Genomic DNA, 20,015 nt, shown 5'->3' with positions numbered 1-20,015 from the left:
GCTTCGCTCAAACAACGCAGCCTCCGGGCGCTCACTCCGGCTGCTGCGCTTAACGCTCGCCCGCTGAGGCCTTTCCAAGGAAGCTTTGCTTCCTCTAAGGATTGCCGATACCGATAGTTTTTTTAGTAACGGAAATAACCTTTCAAATGAACATTCAGTCATAAGAATTGTTTTCTGTCTTATAAAACAGCTATTTAAGTATGAGAATACAGACAGGACAGGGGACGATTCCCCTCATCACATTAATAGGTATATGGTCGATCTCGGCACTGAACGCGCTGCCGGGACTGGCCGTTTCTCCTATCCTGGGGAAGCTTTCGGTGATATTTCCGCATTCGACGGAACTGGATATACAGATGTTGTCGTCGTTGCCTTCCCTGCTGATCATACCGTTCATAATCCTATCCGGGAAGCTGACTGAAAAGATCAATAATATCTGGTTATTACAGATCGGGTTAAGCATCTTTGCCGTAAGCGGTGTCCTGTACCTGCTCTCGACCAAAATGTGGCAACTGATCGCTGTCAGCGCATTGCTTGGAATCGGTTCAGGACTGATCGTTCCCCTTTCTACCGGGCTTATTTCACGATTCTTTATCGGTACATACCGGACAAAGCAATTCGGCCTGAGTTCTGCGATCACCAACGTGACACTGGTGCTGGCAACCGTACTGACCGGTTATCTGGCGGAGATCAACTGGCATTTGCCATTCTTGGTTTATCTCTTTCCGCTTATTTCGATCGTCTTGTCGTTCTACCTGAAAAAGAATATAAGTCCCCTACCCGCTTCCGCGACTGTTTCAACCAAAGAAAAAGGAAAAGAAAGCGATCCGGCATTCGGGAAATTCGGTATACAGGTCAGGCACCTTGTACAGATCATGGGATTTTACGGGCTGGCGACTTACCTCGTCATCATTGTCAGTTTCAACCTGCCTTTCCTGATGAAAGAATATCATTTTACCAGTGGTAATTCGGGTATCATGATCTCGCTGTTTTTCCTGGCGATCATGGCTCCGGGGTTCGTACTGAACCAGATCGTAGATTTACTGGGTAAGAAAACAAAATTCTATTGCCTGCTCTCGATTGCGCTGGGGATGCTGCTGATCCTGATTTCAAGGACGGAATGGCTGATCGGTTTAGGCTGTGTTTTTACTGGGCTTGCCTATGGCATTATCCAGCCGATCGCTTACGACAAGACAACCCGCACGGCTATCCCTGAAAAAGTAACGCTGGCACTGGCTTTCGTGATGGCGATGAATTATCTGGCGATCCTGTTATGCCCGTTCATTATAAATATATTTAAAGATATGCTCCATATAGAAACACAACAGTTTGCCTTCATATTCAATATGACCATTGCCCTGGCAGCAGCTGTTTGGGCTTATATCAAACAGGATTCGTTCCTGTTCAACGATAGTTTCAAAAGTAATTAAAGGTGCATATAAACGCTAAGCTTATGAAGAATAAAAAGACAGAAGCCAACCTAAGTATGATCATATCGAAAACCTTCAGCGGTCTGAATGCGAACGCGCTCAGATATCTGCTTCCTTTATGGATCGCACCGCTGACAGGCGTCATGTTCCGATGTGTATTCGGAGCCCTTATGTTCTGGATTATCAGTATATTCTGGAAACAGGACAAGACAACGCTGCGTGAAAAGGTTACCTTGTTCCTTCTGGGAGCGATCGGACTGTTCGGCTTCATGTTCTTCTACCTGATAGGAGTCAGCAAAACAACGCCGGTATCCAGTTCACTGTTCAGCAGTCTGCAGCCGATCTGGGTATTCATCCTGTCTGTTATCTTCCTGAAAGAACGGATCACAGCAATGAAAATCATCGGTATTACCATCGGATTAGGTGGTGCACTACTCTGTATCCTGACACAGAAAAGCGACGACCTGGCCTCGGATGCTTTTACCGGCAACATGCTCTGCATGCTCAGTTCCATTGCATACGCCGCCTATTTAATCATAAGCAATGTCGTGCTGGGTAGGGTCAGTTCACTCAATATGCTACGTTACAGTTTCCTCGGAGCTGCTTTCTCTTCACTGGCCGTCATGGCTGTTACCGGCTTCGACGCCCATCTATTCAGCCATTTTGAATGGACTCCTTTCCTCGTCCTGATGTTTGTCCTCATCTTCCCTACGACGATCAGCTACCTGCTGATCCCTATCGGACTGAAATATCTGAGTACGACACTGGTTGCCCTGTATGGCTACCTGATACTGATCGTTGCCACCATCGTCTCCCTTTCCATCGGCCAGGACCGTTTCAGCTGGTTCCAGATGATCGCCATCCTCCTGATTTGTTCGAGCGTCTATTTTGTTGAAATAGCGGAAAGTAAAGACAAAGCCACCGCTTCAAAATAATTGGCATATTGGCACATTACCCCATTGGCATATTATTTTTTTCTCTTTCTTTGTAACAACTTATCCGTTGCTCCCGTCTCCCTTATGAAGCTCTTCCAAAGCGCGCAAAAGGAAGGCGGAAATAAACCGGATTAGTAATCATTTAATACAATAGGAAGATGAAACGATACTTTGTTATCCTGGCACTGATCTTGATCTGCCAGGCAGGAAATAGCCAGACTATGAACGACCTGTTCAAAGAATTCTCTAAAATAGAACAGATCAATCATGTCAAGATAGGTAATATCACCATGAAACTTGCCAGTATATTCACCGAAACCATGGGAGTGAACGGCATTGAAGTGATCGAATTCAGTGACTGCAGAAACGAGATAAAAGAACGTTTTGTCAAAGCGATCAAAGAACTGAAAGACCCAGACTTCGAAACAATGCTTACCTCCAATGAGAAAGGCAGCCGCACGAAAGTAATGGTCCGCATTGAAAAAGATATGATCCGCGAACTGGTAGTTCTCACGACCGGCAGCAGGAATGCCCTGGTCCGCATCAAAGGCAAAATCAAACCGTCCGACATAGATAAAGTGATGATAGATCATGGGAATGGATGCTGAGAGCTTTAAACGAAAGTTCCTCTCCTTCCACCCCAAGCTCTTCCGGATCGCTTATGCACTTGTCGAAAACAAAGCGGACGCCGAAGATATCCTGCAGGATGCTTACTTCAAGTTATGGAATAAAAGGGATGATTTGCCCGATATAGCAAACCCCGAAGCCTTCTGCGTCACGCTGGTCAAAAACCTCTGCCTCGACTTCCTCCGGTCGCCCCGTGCCACCCGCCGGGAAGAAGAAATAGGAGAAGTCATTACGCTGGCAACCGATGCTTCCCCGGAAAAAGAACTGGAAACAAAGGATAAGGAACAGAAAATCAGGCAACTGATTGACCGGCTGCCTGAAAACCAGCGACAAGTCATCCGCCTTCGGGGAATAGACGATTGCTCGATGGACGAGATAGAACAGATCACCGGCCTGAATGCCGTAAACATACGCGTGTTACTCTCCCGGGCACGCAAAGTAATCCGGGAACAATTTGATAAAATATACGAATATGAACGATAAACAGATAGATGAATTAATCAACAAAGTCCTCCGGGAGGACCAGACGTTGCCGGAAGGACTTTCCGAGCGGTTGGAGCAGCAGATCGACAGTTGGGCTGCCGCTGAAAAGAAAGAGACGGTCCGTTCATCTTTTCACCGCCGTTCATTGTACTGGCTTAGCGGAGCCGTCGCAGCTATCCTGCTGCTTTGTGTCGGTATCTTCGGACTGACAGACCTGAATACAGGCAAACAACAGTTGGCCGATACCTATACCAATCCGCAGGAAGCCGCCATAGCCGCCCAGAAAGCACTCGCTTTTATGTCTTCCAACCTGAACAAGGGAATCGACCAGATAAACGATGCCCAACAGGAAATAAATAAAGTAAACCGTATTCTGAATAAACATTTAAATGACTGACAAGATGAAAACTAAAAATATATTACTCCTTCTCTTTCTATGCTGCACAAGCATCTGTTTTGCACAAAACAAACTGTTCGACAAATATTCCGAAATGGATAATGTCACCTCCGTTTCTATCTCGAAAGCGATGTTCCAGATGATGCCTAATTTTGAAACGAACGGCCTCAACCTGATGAACCTGAAAGGGAAAATAGAAGGTCTGCAAATCCTTACGACCGAGAACAATAGTATAAAAGAGACTATGCGCAACGACTTCAAAAACCTGATAGGTAAGGATCATGAAGAACTGATGAAGGTAAAAGACGGTAAAACACGTGCTACTTTCTATGTAAAACAAAAGGGAGACCTGATCAGCGAACTGATCATGCTCGCCGATACGGACAAAAGTTTTAATGTGATCCGGTTATCAGGCAACTTTACTTTGCAGGATATTCAGGAGATCACGAAGGAAATGAATAAGTAAAAGGCAGGAGGTGTCATTTTCCTAAGTCATAAAATCATTTTTAATACTTTCTTTTACTTATAAATGAGCATCTTTGTACAGCTTGGATCGTAACACTTTAATTCTGTACAAAATGAAAAAGACAAGGTCATTCCGTCTCTCCATATTGTTTTCCTTTCTCTCATTGGCAATATTTGCCAAAGGTTCTTTCTCTGTCCATCACTTAACATGCGAGCAGGAAACGAATCCCTTGGGAATAGAAAAACTTCAACCCCGTTTCAGTTGGCAGATCAATGCGGAAGAAAGAAACTTTGAGCAATCCGCCTGGCAAATCTTAGTAGCCGACACTCCGGAAGCTCTCAACTCCGACAACGGCACTGTCTGGAACAGCCAGAAGGTAAATAGTCCGGCCTCTATCCTGGTTCCTTTTGAAGGGAACGGGATAAAAGCCGGACATACTTATTTCTGGAAAGTAAGGATATGGGATAAACAAGGGAATGTATCTCCCTGGAGTTCCGTCAATCGGTTCCATATCGGATTACTTTCGGAAAAAGATTGGAGTAATGCCAAATGGATCGCTTTAGAAAAAGATAAAAAGGATGAGATTATCACTACCGGCATCCATGCTCCGCTGGCAAACAACGTTCTCGGTGATAAGAAAACGGGAATGTATCGCCTGCCCCAATTCAGAAAAGAGTTCATGGTCGGCAAACTGTTAAAACGTGCTGTCGCCTATGTTTCCGGACTCGGTCATTTCGACCTGTTCCTGAACGGAAATAAGGTAGGAGATCATTTCCTCGATCCGGGTTGGACCAAGTATGATAAATGTGCTCTTTATGCATCTTTCGATATTACCGGACAGTTACAGCAAGGCAGTAACGCGGTAGGGATCATGCTGGGCAACGGCTTTTTCAATATTCCGAGAGAACGGTATTACAAAATGCTCACTTCCTACGGAGCACCTAAATTTATTATGAAGATACAACTGGAATATACCGACGGCAGTGTACAAAATATCGTCTCCGGCACAGATTGGAAAGTAACCGAAAGTCCTATTACCTTCAGCAGTATTTACGGCGGAGAAGATTACGATGCCACCAAAGAACAGGAAAGATGGTCATCACCCGGCTTCAACGATAAAAACTGGAACAAAGCCATCGATTCCAACTGGAAAACAACATTATTATCCCAACGTATCCCTCCGTTAAAAGTTCGCGATCATATCCCGACAGTCCGTATCCTCCGGACAGAAAAAGGAGGCTGGGTGTATGACCTGGGACAAAACTTTTCCGGCATTCTCAGGCTGACAGTCCGGGCAAACGGTAAACAGCCAGTCAAACTCTATCCGGCAGAATTACTGAATCCTGATAACAGTATCAATCAAAGTGCCTCCGGCGATCCTTTTTATTTCACTTATACCCCCAAAGGCAATCAAACGGAATCATGGCAACCACAATTCACTTATTACGGTTTCCGTTATGTACAAATCGAAGGGGCTGTTCCAAGCGGAGAACCGAATCCGGAAAAACTACCTGAAATAGTGAATATCACCGGACTCCATACCTGCAACTCTGCAGAGGAAACGGGGTCATTCAGTTGTTCCAATGAAATGTTCAACAAAATATATAACCTGATCGACTGGTCTGTCCGCAGCAACATGGCAAGTGTCCTGACGGATTGTCCCCACCGGGAAAAACTAGGCTGGCTGGAAGTGGCCCACCTGATGCAATACTCTATCCAATACCGGTACAATATGGCCCGTTTCTATGAGAAAGTGATGAACGATATGCGTTCGACACAAGCAAAGAACGGGCAGATCGCCACCACAGCCCCCGAACTGGTGGAGTTTGAAGGAGGTTTCAAAGACACACCCGAATGGGGAAGTGCTTTTATTATCTCTCCCTGGTACGTCTACCAATGGTACGGGGATAAACAACTCATCGAAAAGAATTACCCCGACATGCAGCGTTATCTGGATTACCTGCTATCGAAAGCCGATAACTATATCATTTCCTACGGTCTGGGAGACTGGTACGACATCGGTCCGAATCATCCCGGCGAATCACAGCTGACTTCCAACGGAGTAACAGCGACTGCTATTTTCTACTATAATACGACGATCATGCAAAAGATAGCATCGTTATTGAATAAACCGGCTGATGCCGACAAATATGCCAGACAGGCAGCCCGGATCAAAAAAGCATTCAACGATACCTTCTGGAACAGATCGAATCATAAATACGATCGCAACAGCCAGGCTGCCAATGCTATCGCTTTATATACCGGATTGGTCGAACCGGAGAACAAAGAGCAGGTATTCAAGAATCTGATCGCTGATATCCGTGACAGGAACAATGCCCTGACAGCAGGAGATGTCGGATATCGGTATGTGCTTCGCGCACTGGAAGAGAATGATGCATCCGATGTGATTTACGATATGAATTGTAAATACGACGTTCCCGGCTATGGCTGGCAACTCGCACATGGCGCTACTTCCCTGACAGAATCATGGCAGGCATACGGATTTGTTTCCAATAATCATTGTATGCTGGGACACCTGATGGAATGGCTTTTCAGTGGACTCGGCGGCATACGCCAGGAAAAAGAGTCGGTAGCTTTCAGGAATATCGTTATCAAACCGGAACCGGTAGGTGATATCCGCTATGCCAATACATCCTACGAATCTCCCTACGGACTGATCCGGTCGGACTGGAAAGACAATGAGGATACATTCGAACTGCGAGTCGAGATACCGGCAAACAGCCAGGCTTCAGTCTGTCTCCCCGCCAGTACTATCGAGCAAATATCGGAAAGCGGAATACCCTTGAAAACACGACAGGGAATGAAGTTCAGTCCTCTTACAAACAGACGGATCAAAATAGAAATAGGATCAGGAATCTATAACTTTATGGTACAAAAGTAAAAATGAAGCAATTATAAGCTATAGTAAACGCTCTAAAATGTTATATTTGCGAGATATTAGGTATTTGACCCTGATTATCTATCAAATAACAAACGAGTAGAGAAACGTATGAAAAGTGGAACAGAGAGGTTGAATGTACTGATTATCCTGATTGCAATGTGCTTTCTATCCGGCATTGCATTCGCTGATGAAGGGATACATAAAAACGTACCGGAGGATATGACAGATTCCATATCCTACTCGCGTCATTTGATTCATCGAATAGGTATCGATGCCAGACCTACCTATATTTTCCCTACCAACTCTTTCCTGAGAGGAGATAATATGGATATGGAACCAATTCGGAAATCCGTCTCCGCCCATTTGAAATACTCTTTCCAATACTATCCGAACAGCTATACGGACCGGATTTACAGAGGCTCTTACCAAGGTATCGGATTGTCCATGTATTCGTTTGAAGATAAAGAAGAGATAGGAAATCCTTTTGCCATTTACCTGTTCCAGGGAGCCAGGATCGCCCGGATCAATCCGCGTTTATCGCTCAACTATGAATGGAACTTCGGGGTATCTTTCGGCTGGAAGCCTTATGATGAATACGATAACCGATACAACAAAGTGATCGGGTCGAAAATCAATGCGTATATCAATACGAACTTCTATCTGAACTATATCCTCTCAAAAGAACTGGACCTGACGGCGGGAGTCGATCTAACACACTTCTCGAATGGAAATACCCGGTTTCCGAATGCCGGACTGAATACGATCGGACTGAAAGTAGGATTGGTATATAACTTCAACAGAAATGGAGATTTATTTTCCAAGCCTTTCTTCCAGCCTCCTGTCCCCCGCTTTCCCCGTCATATCAGTTATGATGTCGTTCTGTTCGGTTCCTGGAGACGAAAAGGTGTTTATGTAGGAGAAGGACAGATTGCTGCACCGGGAGCTTTTGCGGTAGCAGGGTTCAATATCAATCCGATGTATAATTTCGGATATAACTTCCGTGCCGGTGTATCCGTGGACGGCGTTTATGACGAGAGTGCCAATATCTATGCCGACCCGTCATCGTCTTCGACCGAACAGTTTTACCGGCCGCCACTCAGTTACCAGCTGGCACTGGGACTTTCAGCCCGTGCCGAATACGTAATGCCTTATTTTACAGTCGGAATAGGTTTAGGAGGAAATGTAATACACCGGGGAGGTGACCTGAAAGGTTTATATCAGGTTCTGGCTCTTAAAATAGAAGTTACCCGAAGTTCATTTATCCATATCGGATATAATCTGCAAAACTTCCATACTCCCAATTACTTAATGCTAGGTATCGGATACCGGTTCCATAACAAGTATCCGACATTCCATCGGTAAAAAATAATTTGTCACATTCCTGGAGGTAGATTTAGATAGTTCATTGTATCTACAACATCTACAATCTCATCCCGAACATTTTATAAATAAGCATCTTATATAATGGTTGAAGATAGTATATTATCTACAATTATTATTCGTTATCTACCACTTTATGTATCACTTTTGCCTTTCCCTTTCGAAGGGGAAAGGGACGAATAAAAAGTTTCTACAGGGAGAAAATATAGTTTCCTATAGGAGAAACTTTTATTTTCTAAGCACAAAACAAAAGTTTAGATGGCAGAAAAACAAATAAATATTTAACTATTAAGTTTTTATACCCCACTATATTTCCTTACTAAAAGAGTGAGTGCCGTTTTATTTCCGGACGTTAAAAATAAGACGGAATATCAGTCTATTCCGTTTTTTTCTGTATTTTTACGACCGGATCAAGGAAACTTGTCCAGACATATAAAAAATTAAAGAAGCGTTATGCTTATCTTGTGAATTGGAAACCTAGGAAATTTCACAATTGCGCACAAGGATGGCATAGTGGTTCTCACGCTATAGCGTGGGCTGCTATTCTACATTCGTGCGTAAGGTTATCCTAGGACCTCCAATTCAGAACGTGGCATGCAGTTCCACGCTTCGTGTTTTATAAAAGTCTACTAAGGGGCTGGGGAGACATAAATTATCTATAACATGTTTTTTTTTAATTTCTTTTCAAAAAAAGAAGACGTATTAGCTTCTATTTTCAAAATTGCAGAAAAAGGTATGTATAATATCGACTTCCCTATATCTAAAGAGGGAAGATTTGAATTATTAATGTTTGATATATGGCTTGGAGAATTTCTTACCGAAAATAATAGTATCTACATTGATTATGAACAAAAAATAAAAAGTACTGAGGAATATTTAAAGCTAATGGCTTCGAAACTAGGTTTACCTCCAGAAAAGAAATGTGAAAGGATTTATATTTTTAGAAAAGATGGATGGATGCGTGATATCATGGGATTAGTGCATTCGGATTTCCCTAGAACTAAACAATATTTACCTGGTTACTTATATTTAAGTATGATCTCTAATCCTTTAACCATATATGTAGATGAAGTTTCTGAAAGAAAAATAGATGAGTTGGATACATCTGATCTTGTTGAATTTACAGGTCCTTTTTGTGAACATTATTCATGGTTAGTAAAAACCATCACAAATACAATAAAATAAACTATTTCTTTCCTAATATCAAATATAATAAATACCATGATTATAAGAATCCTTATCCAAGTAGCTGTTATGTGTTTTATCGGCTGGCTGTTATGCGACATCGAACCCTACGAGAAATATTCTTGGTACTCGGGTATCTGGCACGGATTATTTTTGCCGATTAACTTCATTCGGAGTTTGATCTTTGATCACGTATTATATAAAGCCACTGATCATACTACCGCCTATTCCGTTTTCTATTGGATATTTGGAATCCTTTCCCTCTTATCATTTGTTTTCGGCAATGGTAGAAAAGAATAAGATAACCCTGTTAATATTGGCGATAGCCTTGCTGATATGTTTAGCTCCTATGCCTTACGGCTATTATATGCTGATAAGATATACCGCTACTATTCTGTTTGGTATAATGGTCTATGATTATTTCCAAAATAGACAAAAAAGATTGTATGTCACGTGCCTTGCATTGGCGTTACTGTTTCAGCCTATTCTGAAAATACCACTCGGACGTGAAGTTTGGAATTTAATAGATGTAGTCGTCGCTATATTCTTACTTTGGCTTTTCTTTAGAAAGAAAGAGACGAATATTTAATAAAACTTACTTAACAGAGAAAGTATTCACAATTATAAAATATGTAAAGCCTCGTAGACTATATAAAAAATCTACGAGACTTTACACTCCATATGTGTATTCGGTGATCCTTAATCTCTCACTTTCCTACGATAATCTTCCGTATCTCGCTTAACTTGTCCAACGCTTCGATCGGAGTAAGATTGTTGACATCGAGATTATTGATTTCGTCGCGTACCTGACTTAATACAGTAACTTACGTAGCAAACCTATAGATTAAAGACCTGTGAAAATCGAAGCAAATGGAAAACGTAAATTCTCGGCATCCGACCAAACCAGTGTCAATCCTGATTCCGAAGCTTTTGTCTGCAGAGAATTACTTTTCAGGAAACCGAGAGCTACGCTCTTCGCCTGTTTCACATCAATAGGTTCAGCACTTATCGACATTGTCAACAAGGCGATAAAGAAAATAAAAGTATATCTTCCCATTACTCGTCATTTTTTAGTTTAAATTTAGTTTGCGCTTATCAGAGGTTTGATTGAGGATGAATGAACCATTAAAATAAGTATATCAAAATCTTCTGATAAATAAATATTATTCATACATTTAGCCACTTATTAATCACCAAAATTTATAAACTATGAATTTACAGGTAATACAAAACAAAATTTATGAGATCAGAGGACAAAAAGTTATGTTGGATTTCGATCTTGCAGAGTTATATAGTATTGAAACCAAAGTTCTAAAACAAGCTGTAAAACGTAATATAAAACGATTTGAAGATGAGGACTTTATGTTTGAACTTTCTAAAGAGGAACTTTCAAGGTCACAAATTGTGACCTTGAACAAAGGAAGAGGAAAAAACTTCAAATACATGCCTTTCGCTTTCACCGAATTAGGTGTAGCCATGTTATCTTCAGTATTAAATAGTGACATTGCCATAGAAATAAACCGTAACATTATGCGTGCCTTCGTCCAAATGAGAAAACAACTGATTGCAAACTACGATCAGTCACCAACTAATAAGAAACTGTCAGAACTGGAGCAGCAAGTCAAGTTTCTTCAGGAAGACATTGAAAGTCTCAGTAAAGATCATGAAAACTACGAGCAACATTTTGACGATATCTATCTTGCCCTGGCAGAACTTGCTACAAAAAATAAAGAAAAGCCAGGTAACTCCCGACCGAAAATAGGTTATGTGAAGTAAAACTAAATAAATTGACTAACTTTGTGGCTTTAAACTGAAAACGATATAAAACGATTAAATATTATGGAGTACAATTTCAGAGAAATTGAGAAAAAATGGCACGAATACTGGATTGCCAATGGGGTTTATAAAGTGAAGGAGAATAAAGATAAACCCAAATACTACGTGTTGGATATGTTTCCTTACCCATCAGGAGCTGGACTACATGTTGGTCATCCGCTCGGTTACATTGCTTCTGATATTTATTCCCGTTTCAAACGTTTGCAGGGATTCAATGTTTTACACCCGATGGGATACGATGCTTATGGTCTGCCAGCAGAACAGTATGCTATCCAAACCGGACAACATCCTGAGGTAACTACGAAACAAAATATCGCCCGTTACCGCGAGCAGATGGATAAGATAGGTTTCAGCTATGACTGGAGCCGCGAAATCCGTACCTGCGACCCGGAATATTATCACTGGACACAATGGGCATTTATCAAAATGTTCAACAGTTATTATTGCAACGACGAAAAGAAAGCATTACCCATCGAAAGCCTGATCGAAGCATTTGAAACAACAGGTACGGAAGGTCTGAATGTTGCCTGCGGAGAAGAAATGCAATTCACTGCTGAAGAATGGAAAGCTAAGAGCAATAAAGAAAAACAAGCTATACTGCTGAATTACCGGATCGCTTACCTGGGTGACACAATGGTCAACTGGTGTTCCGAACTGGGAACCGTACTGGCTAACGATGAAGTAGTGAACGGCGTTTCCGAACGTGGCGGTTTCCCTGTAGAACAGAAAATGATGCGTCAGTGGTGCCTGCGTGTATCTGCTTACGCTCAGCGTTTACTGGACGGACTGGATACCATCGATTGGACGGATTCTCTGAAAGATACACAACGCAACTGGATCGGCCGCAGCGAAGGAGCTGAAATCCTGTTCAAAGTGAAAGATAGCGATATAGAATTTACCATCTTTACGACTCGTGCGGATACCATGTTCGGCGTAACTTTCATGGTGTTAGCTCCTGAAAGCGAATTGGTTGGACAATTAACAACACCCGAACAAAAGCAAGTTGTCGATGCTTACCTGGATCGTACCAAGAAACGTACGGAACGTGAACGTATTGCCGACCGTTCTGTGACTGGTGTATTCAGTGGTTCATACGCTATCAACCCGTTTACAGGTGATGCAGTGCCTGTCTGGATCAGCGATTATGTATTGGCAGGCTATGGAACGGGGGCTATCATGGCAGTTCCGGCACACGATAGCCGTGACTATGCGTTTGCAAAACATTTCAATCTGCCTATCATCCCGTTAATCGAAGGCTGCGATGTTAGCGAAGAAAGTTTCGATGCTAAAGAAGGTATTGTCTGCAATTCTCCGAGACCCGATGTTACTCCTTACTGCGATTTATCATTAAACGGTCTGACGGTAAAAGAAGCAATCGCTGCTACCAAGAAATATGTATCGGATCATCAGTTAGGACGTGTAAAGATAAACTATCGTTTACGTGATGCTATTTTCAGCCGCCAGCGTTATTGGGGCGAACCGTTCCCGGTATATTATGATGCGGACGGAATGCCTCAGATGTTACCTTTCGAAGCATTGCCGTTACAACTGCCGGAAGTGGATAAATTCCTGCCGACTGCTACAGGTGAACCTCCGTTGGGACATGCAACCAAATGGGCCTGGGATTCCGTAAAGAAAGAAGTAGTCGAAACGACCCAAATAGATAACAAAACCATTTTCCCATTAGAACTTTGTACTATGCCGGGATTCGCAGGTTCCTCTGCTTATTATCTGCGCTATATGGATCCGCATAATGACAAAGGATTGGTAGACAAACAGGTAAATGAATACTGGCATAATGTAGACCTGTATATCGGTGGTACTGAACATGCTACCGGTCACTTAATCTATAGCCGTTTCTGGAATAAATTCCTGTATGATATGGGAGTTATCTGTGAAGAAGAACCGTTCCGGAAACTGATTAACCAGGGTATGATCCAGGGACGTTCCAATTTTGTATATCGCATAAAGGATACCAATACATTCGTTTCACTGAACCTGAAAGACCAGTATGAAGTTACTCCTATTCATGTGGATGTGAACATCGTAAACAACGATATCCTGGATGTCGAAGCTTTCAAGAACTGGCGTCCGGAATATAACAACGCAGAGTTCATCCTGGAAGACGGTAAATATATCTGCGGATGGGCTGTTGAAAAGATGTCAAAATCCATGTTCAACGTAGTAAACCCGGATATGATCGTTGAAAAGTATGGTGCCGACACATTACGTCTGTATGAAATGTTCTTAGGTCCGCTGGAACAATCCAAACCCTGGGATACAAACGGTATCGACGGTGTTCACCGTTTCCTGAAAAAACTTTGGGCTTTGTTCTACGGAAATACCGACAGCCTGCAGATAACAGATGCAGAACCGACAGCCGAAGAATTAAAATCATTACACAAACTGATCAAGAAAGTTACATTCGATATCGAGCATTTCTCTTATAATACTTCTATCAGTGCTTTCATGATCTGTATTAATGAATTAAGCAGCCTGAAATGCAATAAACGTGCCATCCTGGAACAATTGATCATTCTGTTGGCTCCGTTTGCACCTCATACTGCAGAAGAGTTATGGCATGAATGTGGTCATACGACTACAGTTTGCGATGCTCAATGGCCTCAGCACAACGAAGAGTATCTGAAAGAAAACTCAGTTACTTACGCTATCTCATTCAACGGAAAAGCCCGTTTCAGTATGGAACTTCCGGCTGACATGCCCCGTGAAGAGGTTGAAAAGGCAGCTCTCAACCACGAAAGTTCCGCTAAGTGGACGGAAGGCAAGACTCCTAAAAAGATCATTGTCGTTCCGGGTAAGATCGTTAATATCGTTATTTGATGAAAACGGCTCAGTTTTATAAAGTTTATTATTCAGTACAGGATTATCTGATGATCTTGTTCGGAACCTTATTATATGGTTTCGGATTCAATGCATTCATCCTGTCTAATGAAATTGTCACCGGTGGTGTAAGCGGTATCTGTGCACTGATATTCTTTGCCACCGGCGGTGCAATACCGGTATCGGTTTCATACTTTGTTATCAATGTAGTCTTACTATTAGCTGCTCTGAAGATCCTGGGATTCAAATTCCTTATCAAAACAATCTTCGGAGTATTCTCGCTTTCCGCTTCGCTGTCATTCTTTGAATGGTTATTGAAAGGCAATCCTATATTGCACGATCAACCATTTATGGCAATCATGATCGGGGCACTCCTCTGCGGAGCCGGGTTAGGATTGGTATTTTCAGCAAACGGAAGTACCGGAGGAACGGATATTATCGGAGCGATTGTCAATAAATATAAGAATATATCTATTGGACGTGCACTGCTATTCTGCGACTTTTTCATTATCAGCTCTTCCTTTTTCCTCTTCCACAATGTGGATAAGATCGTTTTCGGTTTTGTTGAAATGATAATCAGCAACTATGTTCTTGACATGGTTTTGAATGGAAACCGTCAATCGGTACAGTTCCTCATATTCTCCCAAAAGTATGATGAAATAGCCGAGAGGATCATCCACGATCTGGACAGGGGATGTACCATATTGGACGGTGTAGGAGGTTATTCCAGAAAACCGGTAAAAGTAGTCGTACTACTGGCAAAAAAGTCAGAATCGGTATCTATCTTCCGTCTGGTAAAACAGATTGACCACCAGGCTTTCATTTCCCAAAGCATTGTCCGGGGAGTTTACGGAGAAGGTTTCGATCAGATAAAAACTTAAAATATTATTCAAACAATTAAAAGCACTTCCATACGTTATATATATCGTACAGAAGTGCTTTTTTATTTAGATATTCACACATATGAAACTCGTATTCGCAACAAATAACCAACATAAGTTGGATGAAGTACAAAAAATAACAGCCGGTCATACAGAAATAGTAAGCTTGGCCGCCATCGATTGCCATGATGATATACCGGAAACAGCTGCTACCCTGGAAGGTAATGCTCTTCAGAAAGCTCGCTATATCAAAGAAAAATTCGGTTATGACTGTTTTGCTGACGATACCGGCCTTGAAGTGGAAGCTTTAAACAATGCTCCCGGCGTATATTCTGCACGATATGCCGGTCCGGGACATGATTCAGAAGCTAACATGAAAAAGCTCCTTCAGGAAATGAACGGTAAAGAAAACCGGAAAGCCCGTTTCCGTACTGTTATAGCACTTATCCTGAATAATAAGGAATATCTGTTTGAAGGGGTCGTTAATGGCCAGATAACGAAAGAAAAGCGCGGAACAAGCGGATTCGGATATGATCCTGTCTTTATGCCGGATAATTATACGGAAACATTTGCCGAAATGGGTAATGATATAAAGAATACAATCAGCCACCGGGCGGAAGCTGTAAAAAAATTGAATGCTTTCTTATCCACATTATCAAAATAAATTATGAAAAGAATAATATATACTCTTCTATTATTATACATAGTATTATTTAATACTTCAGCTCAAAAAAGTGTAGGAGAATGGAGTACTTATCTGGCATATTATACGACAACTAAAATTGCCGAAGCAAATAATCATGTGTATGCAGTAGCAGATGGATCTCTTTACAGTTATAACAAAGAAGATAATAGTATAACTCATTATTCAAAACAAACAGGATTAAGTGATAGCGATATAAACTTTATCATTTTCAATCCTGAAGTAAATACACTATTAATTACATATAGTAATGGAAATATCGATCTGTTAAGTGATTCCGGTATTTACAATTTATCCTATTTACTCGATAATTCAAATATAACAGATAAAACTATAAATAACATCTATCTTAATAAAGAACTAGCTTATTTATCTACCAATTTCGGAATCATAGTCTTAAATATGGCCAAAAAAGAAATCAAAGATACATATAAGCTAAATAAAAAAGTATATTCTGTCGTTATCGATACCGATCATATTTATGCTGCCACTGCTGCCGGATTAATTTTTGCTTCTTTGGATAGTAATTTACTGGATTATAATGAATGGAAAAACTATACATTATCTTCTTCTGAGTTTGGTACGGAAAGTATTCGTCAAATAGGTTTATTTAAGAATAATCTCTGTTTCCTTGCCGATCCCAGTGATAAAAGCAAGACAGGAATTTATTATCAGGAATCAAACGGAACTGTAAAAAACCTATTAAAAAATAGGGATTTAAAACAGATGGTTATTCAGAATAACAAACTGATAACTTACACCTATTCCGAATTATATATTTATTCATCCTTTACCGATAGAGATGTCGTGAATGCAGTAGTTATTAACGATATTGCATCTCTTAAAGATCCCAACACTTTCTGGATCGCTTCGGGTACCAGCGGGATAAAAGGAATAAGAAAAAATAATAATCAATACGAAATTATACTGGAAAATACCAACGATAACACCAAATATCCTAAAAGAAACTATAATTATTTCATGACAATGCACGAAAATAAATTATTAGTAGCCGGAGGAGGACGTGGAACTGATCGCTGGGGAAGAGCCGGTACTTTAATGGAATATGAGGATGGGAAATGGTATAATTTTAATGAAAACGAGGTAAACAATAAATTCAGAAGAGTAAGAGATTATACGGGAATAGCTGTTGATCCGAAAGATCCTGAACACTATTTTATTTCTTCTTACGGAGAAGGTATAGTCGAAATTAAAAATAATGAAGTCGTACAATTATATGACCATACGAACAGCGCATTAACTCCGATTACTTACATACCAGGACTCAACCCTTTGGATTATGTCCGTATAGGAGGTGTTACTTTCGATAAAGAAGGCAATTTATGGGCCACTAACTGTGAAGTAACGGATGCACTTAAAGTACTGAAAACAGACGGAACCTGGGCCAGCTTCGGATTTAATAAATTCACCAATGCCCATAAAGTAGATAAAATAACTATCACTTCCAACAACCGTAAATGGATCAACGCCGACGAAGGTATCCTCATTTTTGATGATAAAGGGACCATAGACGATAAAAGTGATGATGAATCCCATTTATATGAAACATTTAGCGATACGAACGGAACCATCGATGCCAGCGGATATTATTGTGTAACGGAAGATAAAAACGGTCATGTCTGGATTGGGACCTCCAGAGGTCCGATCGTTTGTACCAATCCGGGAAACAATATAAACAATATATCCGCATCCCGTATTGTTAGAACAAACGATAACGGAGAGCCCTATTATCTATTGGATGGTGAAAAGATCAATGCCATCGCTGTCGACGGAGGCAACCGGAAATGGATTGCAACAAACAGTTCCGGGGTTTTCCTGGTCAGTGAAGACGGTATGGAAACAATATCCAACTTTACTACTGCCAATTCCCCTCTTCCGTCCAACCAGATAAATTCATTAACTATTAACCAATTTACCGGAGAAGTCTTTATCGGTACTGAAAAAGGACTGGTATCCTATATAACCGATGCGACAGAAGGCAATGAAGATTATTCGGATATATATGCTTATCCCAATCCTGTCCGTCCCGAACATAACGACCGTGTAACCATTGTCGGGCTTATGAACGATTCAAACGTAAAAATAACAGATATAAGGGGTAATATCATTTACCAGGGCAAATCTGCCGGTGGAACATTCACCTGGGATTGCCGTAAAAGAGGCGGAAGTCGTGTTGCCACCGGAATCTACCTGGTGTTAGCAGCTACACCGGAAGCCAAAGAAAGCGTAGTTACCAAAATAATGGTCGTAAAATAAACCGACCTGTCAAATAATCAACAAAATAAAAGCCGGAGATATTTAAGTATTCTCCGGCTTCTTTATATCATAAACCTAACTTTTCTGATATTTCCAACATTTTCCGAATCGGTTTGATAGCCTTCTTTTGTACCTCTTCATCTACAAATATCTCCGGCATTTCATATTTCAGGCAGTTATAAAGCTTCTCCATTGTATTCAACCGCATGAAATTACATTCGTTACATGCACAGGTACTGTCATTAGGAGGAGCCGGTATAAACTCTTTATCCGGACTCTTTTTCCTCATTTCATGAATAACGCCACTTTCCGTCGCTACAATGAACTGTTTCTTATCCGACTTGATAGTGTGCTTCAAAAGTGCAGCAGTCGATCCTACGAAGTCTGAAACCTGTATTACGGGTTGTTTACATTCCGGGTGCGTAATCACTTCCGCATCCGGGTACTGTTTTTTCAATTCCAGTATCTTTTCCAGTGAAAACTGTTCATGTACGTGACAAGCTCCGTTCCAAAGCAGCATATTACGTCCGGTGATGCTATTGATATAATTTCCGAGGTTACGGTCCGGACCAAAGATCATCTTTGTCCCTTCCGGGAAACTTTCAACGATCTGGCGGGCATTCGTAGAAGTTACCACCACATCTGTAACCGCTTTTACTGCAGCTGTCGTATTCACATAAGAAATGACCACATGGCCGGGATGCTGTTTTACAAATTCGGCAAATTCGGGAGCGGGACAGCTGTCTGCCAGCGAACAACCGGCATTCAGATCAGGAACCAACACCTTTTTGTCCGGACAAAGTATCTTTGCCGTTTCACCCATGAAATGAACACCACACAACACAATGATATCCGCTGTCGTTTTAGCCGCCCACTGGGCCAATGCCAGGCTATCGCCTACATAATCAGCTATATCCTGTATATCACCTGTCTGATAATAATGGGCAAGAATAACCGCATTCTTTTCTTTACGCAACTTATCGATAGCTTCCTTCAGATCAATATCTTTCGGAACCGGTGCGTCCATATACCCAATCGATTGATTTGTCAACATAGTATATCTATTATATTATTCCTGATTTCAATAGTCTATCAACAAGGTTATCATCAATCTTTATTATTGATATTCTTACTATTAGTATATTTATTAACATCTTGTTGATAATTTGCAAAGGTAAAAACTTTATTCGTTTCCGCCAGAAAAACAAAAGCAAAACTTAGTCGTCCGACAACAAAAAGGTATAAATTATTTACCTTATTCTATAGGGGCGAGCAGAGAGTTTGTCATACCTAATTATCAAATAGTTATCCTTAAAAACGGTTACAACCGGGGGTAAAAACATACTACTTTAGCCTTTGTGTTTGTCACCATTAACATTTGTATACATCCAGCAGGTAGAAGAGTAAGTTATCACCGGGATGATATTGAAACGTCACCCCGGTGTTGATGGCACGTCACCGGGATGACAATATTCAAAAATAATAGCTTTTATCATTAAAACCTATTGCTTTTATGTTTAAAGTCTATTATCTTTGACCTTAGCCATAGGTATCTCCAGACAACCTCACGGAAGTTTAGGCTATCGGCATTTACTATCGACGCAAGTCGGTCGAAACATATCCGCCGTATCCGGCCATTCCTTTTTAGTTATCCACAATTATATATTATATT

The 20,015-nt window shown here is 41.3% G+C and carries 17 protein-coding genes; 15 read left to right on the top strand and 2 right to left on the bottom strand.

Annotated features, from left to right (window positions below):
• Positions 1-200 precede the first annotated feature (200 nt).
• The 10 genes from DWW23_RS19405 (at position 201) to DWW23_RS27065 (ending at position 10,394) form a co-directional block, all read left to right on the top strand.
• Positions 201-1,430, top strand: coding sequence for an MFS transporter (locus tag DWW23_RS19405; RefSeq protein ID WP_122355246.1), 1,230 nt, complete (start codon positions 201-203; stop codon positions 1,428-1,430).
• Positions 1,431-1,453: 23 nt separating this feature from the next.
• Positions 1,454-2,365 carry a DMT family transporter gene (locus DWW23_RS19400; protein WP_122355244.1) on the top strand — a complete coding sequence of 304 codons (912 nt, stop codon included), beginning with the start codon at positions 1,454-1,456 and terminating at the stop codon, positions 2,363-2,365.
• Between the two features lie 158 nt (positions 2,366-2,523).
• Positions 2,524-2,973 (top strand): DUF4252 domain-containing protein, encoded by a 450-nt coding sequence (locus tag DWW23_RS19395; RefSeq protein WP_122355242.1) that lies wholly within the window; start codon positions 2,524-2,526, stop codon positions 2,971-2,973.
• Positions 2,963-3,475, top strand: a complete 513-nt coding sequence (locus DWW23_RS19390; RefSeq protein ID WP_122355386.1) for an RNA polymerase sigma factor — start codon at positions 2,963-2,965, stop codon at positions 3,473-3,475. Before DWW23_RS19395 ends, DWW23_RS19390 begins: the two co-directional genes overlap by 11 nt.
• Entirely contained in the window at positions 3,465-3,872 is a 408-nt protein-coding gene (locus DWW23_RS19385; RefSeq protein WP_122355240.1) for a hypothetical protein, read from the top strand. The genes DWW23_RS19390 and DWW23_RS19385 overlap by 11 nt, the downstream gene beginning before the upstream one ends.
• Positions 3,873-3,876: 4 nt before the next feature.
• Positions 3,877-4,338, top strand: coding sequence for a DUF4252 domain-containing protein (locus DWW23_RS19380; protein ID WP_122355388.1), 462 nt, complete (start codon positions 3,877-3,879; stop codon positions 4,336-4,338).
• Between the two features lie 112 nt (positions 4,339-4,450).
• On the top strand, positions 4,451-7,240 hold the full coding sequence (locus tag DWW23_RS19375) for a glycoside hydrolase family 78 protein (protein WP_122355238.1): 2,790 nt from the start codon (positions 4,451-4,453) through the stop codon (positions 7,238-7,240).
• A 108-nt stretch (positions 7,241-7,348) separates the two neighbouring features.
• Positions 7,349-8,602: an acyloxyacyl hydrolase gene (locus DWW23_RS19370; RefSeq protein ID WP_122355236.1), complete on the top strand. Its 1,254-nt coding sequence runs from the start codon at positions 7,349-7,351 to the stop codon at positions 8,600-8,602.
• Between the two features lie 681 nt (positions 8,603-9,283).
• Positions 9,284-9,805 carry a hypothetical protein gene (locus DWW23_RS19365; protein WP_122355234.1) on the top strand — a complete coding sequence of 174 codons (522 nt, stop codon included), beginning with the start codon at positions 9,284-9,286 and terminating at the stop codon, positions 9,803-9,805.
• 283 nt (positions 9,806-10,088) lie between these two features.
• Positions 10,089-10,394, top strand: a complete 306-nt coding sequence (locus DWW23_RS27065) for a DUF6804 family protein (RefSeq protein WP_316251384.1) — start codon at positions 10,089-10,091, stop codon at positions 10,392-10,394.
• Positions 10,395-10,649: 255 nt separating this feature from the next.
• Here the strand turns inward: DWW23_RS27065 and DWW23_RS19350 are convergent, their stop codons facing one another.
• The gene (locus tag DWW23_RS19350; protein WP_122355230.1) at positions 10,650-10,862 is read right to left on the bottom strand and encodes a hypothetical protein; all 213 of its coding nucleotides are present in this window, start codon (positions 10,860-10,862) and stop codon (positions 10,650-10,652) included.
• A gap of 152 nt (positions 10,863-11,014) precedes the next feature.
• On the opposite strand from DWW23_RS19350, the gene DWW23_RS19345 reads away from it, so the two are divergent.
• The 5 genes from DWW23_RS19345 to DWW23_RS19325 all read left to right on the top strand — a co-directional run bounded on the left by DWW23_RS19345 (position 11,015) and on the right by DWW23_RS19325 (position 18,343).
• Entirely contained in the window at positions 11,015-11,581 is a 567-nt protein-coding gene (locus DWW23_RS19345) for an ORF6N domain-containing protein (protein WP_122355228.1), read from the top strand.
• Between the two features lie 63 nt (positions 11,582-11,644).
• On the top strand, positions 11,645-14,482 hold the full coding sequence (gene leuS / locus DWW23_RS19340) for a leucine--tRNA ligase (protein ID WP_122355226.1): 2,838 nt from the start codon (positions 11,645-11,647) through the stop codon (positions 14,480-14,482).
• Positions 14,482-15,363 (top strand): YitT family protein, encoded by an 882-nt coding sequence (locus DWW23_RS19335; RefSeq protein ID WP_122355224.1) that lies wholly within the window; start codon positions 14,482-14,484, stop codon positions 15,361-15,363. Before leuS ends, DWW23_RS19335 begins: the two co-directional genes overlap by 1 nt.
• An 82-nt stretch (positions 15,364-15,445) precedes the next feature.
• Complete coding sequence (locus DWW23_RS19330) at positions 15,446-16,027, top strand: non-canonical purine NTP diphosphatase (RefSeq protein WP_122355222.1); 582 nt, start codon at positions 15,446-15,448, stop codon at positions 16,025-16,027.
• A gap of 3 nt (positions 16,028-16,030) precedes the next feature.
• Positions 16,031-18,343, top strand: coding sequence for a two-component regulator propeller domain-containing protein (locus tag DWW23_RS19325; protein WP_122355220.1), 2,313 nt, complete (start codon positions 16,031-16,033; stop codon positions 18,341-18,343).
• Between the two features lie 67 nt (positions 18,344-18,410).
• Here DWW23_RS19325 and nadA read toward each other — a convergent pair whose 3' ends face one another.
• Positions 18,411-19,397 carry a quinolinate synthase NadA gene (nadA, locus tag DWW23_RS19320; RefSeq protein ID WP_122355218.1) on the bottom strand — a complete coding sequence of 329 codons (987 nt, stop codon included), beginning with the start codon at positions 19,395-19,397 and terminating at the stop codon, positions 18,411-18,413.
• Between the last annotated feature and the right edge of the window lie 618 nt (positions 19,398-20,015).

It is taken from the genome of Parabacteroides sp. AF14-59 (genome assembly GCF_003479515.1).
GTDB lineage: Bacteria > Bacteroidota > Bacteroidia > Bacteroidales > Tannerellaceae > Parabacteroides > Parabacteroides faecis.
Note: the sequence above shows the minus strand (reverse complement) of the source record. Positions and strands in the feature narration are given on the sequence as shown.